Annotated in this window: 5 protein-coding genes; 1 reads left to right on the top strand and 4 read right to left on the bottom strand. The window is 70.0% G+C overall.

Annotation, left to right across the window (positions count from 1 at the left end):
- Positions 1-1,404, top strand: a 1,404-nt coding sequence (locus FNH08_RS44590; RefSeq protein WP_152777217.1) for an MFS transporter, incomplete at its 5' end; no start/stop codon positions are given.
- Positions 1,405-1,429: 25 nt separating this feature from the next.
- On the opposite strand, the gene FNH08_RS44585 is transcribed toward FNH08_RS44590, so the two are convergent.
- The 4 genes from FNH08_RS44585 to FNH08_RS44570 are packed head-to-tail and all read right to left on the bottom strand — an operon-like array spanning position 1,430 to position 4,717.
- Positions 1,430-1,789 carry an MmcQ/YjbR family DNA-binding protein gene (locus tag FNH08_RS44585; protein WP_322726448.1) on the bottom strand — a complete coding sequence of 120 codons (360 nt, stop codon included), beginning with the start codon at positions 1,787-1,789 and terminating at the stop codon, positions 1,430-1,432.
- Between the two features lie 37 nt (positions 1,790-1,826).
- Positions 1,827-3,134, bottom strand: coding sequence for a hemolysin family protein (locus FNH08_RS44580; protein ID WP_152777216.1), 1,308 nt, complete (start codon positions 3,132-3,134; stop codon positions 1,827-1,829).
- Positions 3,131-3,628 (bottom strand): rRNA maturation RNase YbeY, encoded by a 498-nt coding sequence (gene ybeY, locus FNH08_RS44575; RefSeq protein WP_152777215.1) that lies wholly within the window; start codon positions 3,626-3,628, stop codon positions 3,131-3,133. Before ybeY ends, FNH08_RS44580 begins: the two co-directional genes overlap by 4 nt.
- Before the next feature lie 12 nt (positions 3,629-3,640).
- Positions 3,641-4,717: a PhoH family protein gene (locus FNH08_RS44570; protein ID WP_152777214.1), complete on the bottom strand. Its 1,077-nt coding sequence runs from the start codon at positions 4,715-4,717 to the stop codon at positions 3,641-3,643.
- Between the last annotated feature and the right edge of the window lie 144 nt (positions 4,718-4,861).

Here is a 4,861-nt window from a genome sequence, read left to right as displayed (position 1 = left end):
GACCCCGACACCGGCCCCCGTCTCTCCACCCGCGACAAACTGGTCCTCTTCGTCCTGTGCGCGGCCCAGTTCATGGTCGCTCTCGACTTCTCCGTCCTGAACGTGGCACTGCCCGTCCTCGGCCAGGACCTCGGAATGAGCACGTCCGCCCTCCAGTGGGCGGTCACGGCCTTCGCGCTGCCCTCCGGCGGCTTCCTGCTGCTCTTCGGGCGGATCGGCGACCTGTACGGGCGGCGCAGGCTGTTCCTCGGCGGCCTCGCCCTGTTCGGCGCGGCCTCGGTGCTCGCGACCCTCGCCTGGGACCCGGCGTCGTTCCTCGCGGGCCGCGCGCTGCAGGGCCTGGGCGCGGCGGCGATCGTCCCGACCGGCATGTCCCTGCTCACCACGACCTTCGCGGAGGGCCCGGCCCGTGACCGCGCGCTCGGTATCTCGGGCACACTGCTGTCGCTCGGCTTCACGGTCGGCATGGTGGCGGGCGGTGTCCTGACCGACGCGTTCGGCTGGCGTTCCACGATGGGTCTGCTCGCGCTCTTCGCCCTGATCGTGCTGCCCCTGGCGCCCGGCCTGCTGCCGGAGTCCCGGACCCCGGAGCGCCCGCGGCTGGACGTGCCGGGCGCGGTCACGGTGACGGGCGGTCTGCTGTCCGTCATCTACGCCCTGTCGACGGCGGCGGACCGCGGCTTCGGCGGCGCGGACGTGATCACGACGCTGATCGTGGGCGTCCTGCTCCTCGTGGCCTTCGTCGCGGTGGAGTCGCGCACTCAGTCGCCGCTGGTCTCCCTCCCGATGCTGAAGCGCCGCACGGTGGCGTTCGGGAACCTGGGCGGTCTGGTCACCTTCTCGATGATGTCGACGGTGGTCTTCGTCCTGACCCTGTACCTCCAGGACACCCTCGGCCTGTCCGCCTTCGAGACGGGCCTCGTCTTCGGCGTCCAGGGCGTCGCGTCGGCGGTCGCCGGGGCCTACGCCCCGAAGGTCATCGGCCGCTTCGGGGCCCGCCGCACGCTGGTGGGCGGGCTCGCCGGCCAGGGAGTGCTCACGGCCGCCCTCCTGCCCCTCGACGAGAGCACCTGGTCGGTCTGGCTCGCCACGGCCGCCGTCTCCCTGGCCAGCATGTGCCACCTGGGCGCGATCATCTCCTACGGCCTCGCGGTCACCTCGGGCGTCCCCGACGACGAACAGGGCCTGGCCACGGGCCTGGTGACGTCCACCCAGCAGATCGGCATCACCGTCGGCATCCCCCTCCTCGGCGTCCTCGCCACCACGTCCTCCGCCCTCCTGCCGGGCGTCCACCTGGTCCTGACCCTGGACGCGACGATCGTGCTCGGAGCGGCCCTGTTCATCTCCGCGGGCCTGGGCACGGTGTCACGCACCGGGCGGGAGACAGCCCGGGCCCAGTCCTGACCCGGGGGGCCGGTGAGGAGTGCGCTCAGGCGCGGTCCAGGCGGAGCCGCTCGGCTCGTGGGAGGCCCGCCACCACCAGGTCGTACGAGTCCTCGACGAGTTCCCGGACGACGCGGTCCGGGAGCTCACCGTCGACCGTGACGGTGTTCCAGTGGCGCTTGTTCATGTGCCAGCCGGGGATGATCAGGCCCTCGTGCTCCGTGCGGAGGCGTACCGCGTCCTCCGGGTCGCACTTGAGGTTGACGGTGAGCGGGCGCGCGTCCAACGTCGACAGGGCGAACATCTTGCCCAGGACCTTGAAGACGGAGATCTCCGGGCGGAACGGGAAGTCCTCCTCGGCCGCGTTGAAGGAGAGGCAGAACGCGCGCAACTCCGCCGGGGTCACCGGAGCTTCGCCCCCGCCCGGACCGCACCCTGCGCCATCATTCGGACTCCTTCTCCTCCTCCACGGGCCCGGGCGGCCCGATCGGCTCCACGAGGACCGTGACGATCTTGTTCCGGCGGCCGGCGGCTGCCTCGGCGGTGAGGCGCAGCTCCCGGCCGTCCGGCAGGGGGACGACCGACGAGGCACCGGCGATCGGAACGCGTCCCAGCGCCTTCGCGAGCAGCCCGCCCACCGTCTCGACGTCCTCGTCGTCGTACGCCTCGATGCCGTACAGCTCGCCGAGGTCACCGATGTCGAGGCGGGCCGTCACGCGGTGGCGGTCCTCGCCCAGCTCCTCCACCGGGGGCAGCTCACGGTCGTACTCGTCGGTGATCTCGCCGACGATCTCCTCCAGGATGTCCTCGATCGTGACGATGCCGGCCGTGCCGCCGTACTCGTCGATGACGACGGCGACGTGGTTGCGCTCCTGCTGCATCTCGCGGAGCAGGTCACCGGCGTTCTTGGTGTCGGGTACGAAGGCGGCCGGGCGCATGGCCGTGGACACCAGCTCGCTCTCGGCGTCCCTGCTGATGTGCGTCTTGCGGGCCAGGTCCTTCAGGTAGACGATCCCGACGATGTCGTCCTCGCTCTCGCCGGTGACCGGGATGCGCGAGAAGCCGGACCTGAGTGCCAGGGTGAGGGCCTGGCGGATGGTCTTGTAGCGCTCGATGACGACCAGGTCGGTCCGCGGGACCATGACCTCGCGTACGAGGGTGTCGCCGAGCTCGAAGACGGAGTGCACCATACGGCGCTCCTCGGCCTCGATCAGGGACTCCTTCTCGGCGAGGTCCACCAGGGCGCGCAGTTCCGCCTCGGAGGCGAAGGGGCCGCGGCGGAAGCCCTTGCCGGGGGTGAGCGCGTTACCGATGAGGATCAGCAGGGGCGGGATGGGGCCCATGATCCGGGCCAGTGGGAGCAGCACGTACGCGGCGGCCGTCGCCGTGTTCAGCGGGTGCTGGCGGCCGATCGTGCGCGGCGACACCCCGACGGCGACGTAGGACACGAGGACCATCACGCCGATGGCGACGACCAGGGCCTGCCAGGTCTTCTCGAACTCCTGGAGGCAGGCGTACGTGACCAGCGCGGCGGCCGCCATCTCGCAGGCGACGCGCACGAGCAGCGCCACGTTGAGGTAGCGGGTGGGGTCGGCCGCGACCTGGGCGAGCTTGTCGCTTCCGCGCCGCCCGGACCGTACGGCCTCCTCGGCGCGGAAGCTGGAGACGCGGGCGAGACCCGCCTCGGCGCAGGCGGCGAGCCAGGCGACGACGACCAGGGCGACGGCGCCGGTGACGAGCGTTGCGCTCATGACACGGTGGGGGCCGGGGAGGGGCCGTCCAGGCCCTTCTCCGCACGCCAGCCGTCCACAATGGCCGCCTGGAGGCCGAACATCTCGGCCTTCTCGTCCGGCACCTCGTGGTCGTAGCCGAGCAGGTGCAGCACGCCATGGACGGTGAGCAGCTGGAGCTCCTCGTCCATGGTGTGCTGCGTCTCCGCTTCCTTGCCCTGCTTCTCGGCGACCTCCGGGCACAGCACGATGTCGCCGAGGAGCCCGTGCGGGGGCTCGTCGTCGTCCTTCGTGGGCGGCCGCAGCTCGTCCATCGGGAAGGACATGACATCGGTGGGCCCGGGCAGATCCATCCACTGGATGTGCAGCTGCTCCATGGCGTCGGCGTCCACGACGATCACCGAGAGCTCGGAGAGCGGGTGGATGCGCATCCGTGCGAGCGCGTAGCGGGCGATGTCGAGGATCGCCTGCTCGTCGACCTCGGTTCCGGATTCGTTGTTGACGTCGATCGACATGGTCGTGCTGGTCTACTTCCCCTTGTGCCCGTGTCCGGCCTTGCCGCGGCCGCCCTTGTGGGTGCCGTTCTGCGTGCCGTTCGTGCTGTCGTACTTCTCGTACGCGTCGACGATACGGCCCACCAGCTTGTGCCGTACGACGTCGTGGGACGACAGCCGCGAGAAGTGGACGTCCTGGACGCCTTCCAGGATGTCCTGCACCTGACGCAGACCGCTCTTCGTCCCGTCCGGCAGGTCGACCTGGGTGACGTCACCCGTGATCACTATCTTCGAGTCGAAGCCGAGGCGGGTGAGGAACATCTTCATCTGCTCGGGGCTCGTGTTCTGGGCCTCGTCCAGGATGATGAAGGCGTCATTGAGGGTCCGGCCCCGCATGTACGCCAGCGGCGCCACCTCGATCGTCCCCGCCGCCATCAGCCGCGGGATCGAGTCCGGGTCCAGCATGTCGTGCAGCGCGTCGTACAGCGGGCGCAGGTACGGGTCGATCTTCTCGTACAGCGTGCCGGGCAGGAAGCCGAGTCGCTCGCCCGCCTCGACCGCCGGGCGGGTCAGGATGATGCGGTTGACCTGCTTGGACTGCAGAGCCTGTACCGCCTTGGCCATGGCGAGGTAGGTCTTGCCCGTACCGGCGGGGCCGATGCCGAAGACGATGGTGTGCTTGTCGATGGCGTCGACGTACCGCTTCTGGTTGAGCGTCTTGGGGCGGATCGTACGGCCGCGCGAGGACAGGATGTTCTGTGTGAGTACCTCGGCCGGGGTTTCCTGGCCGTCGCTCTCCCCGTTCTCGCTCGCCCTGAGCATGGCGATCGAGCGTTCCACTGCGTCCTCCGTCATCGGCTGCCCGGTGCGGAGCACCAGCATCATCTCGTCGAACATGCGCTGGACAAGGGCGACTTCACCGGAGTCGCCGACCGCGCTGATCTCATTGCCCCGGACATGGATGTCGACCGCCGGGAAGGCCTTCTCGATCACGCGCAGGAGGCGGTCCCCGGAACCCAGCACGGTCACCATGGGGTGCGCGGCCGGAACGGTGAACTGCGCTCTCGCCTGCTCCTGCGCGGGGGTGTGAGCTGTGGGTGTTTGAGTCATGGGCCGGCTCTGTAGGCCTTGCTCGTCCTCCTCGATGCGACTCGCCCGCCACGGGGGCGGTCTGGCGGTTTCCAGGGTACGCCGGGGGACTGACAACGCCGTAGGGCTTTTCACGGTGTTGATTCCGCCCCCGCCGCCCCTACC

Source organism: Streptomyces spongiae, from assembly GCF_009377185.1.
GTDB classification, from domain to species: domain Bacteria; phylum Actinomycetota; class Actinomycetes; order Streptomycetales; family Streptomycetaceae; genus Streptomyces; species Streptomyces spongiae.
This window is presented reverse-complemented; position numbering and strand designations above follow the sequence as displayed.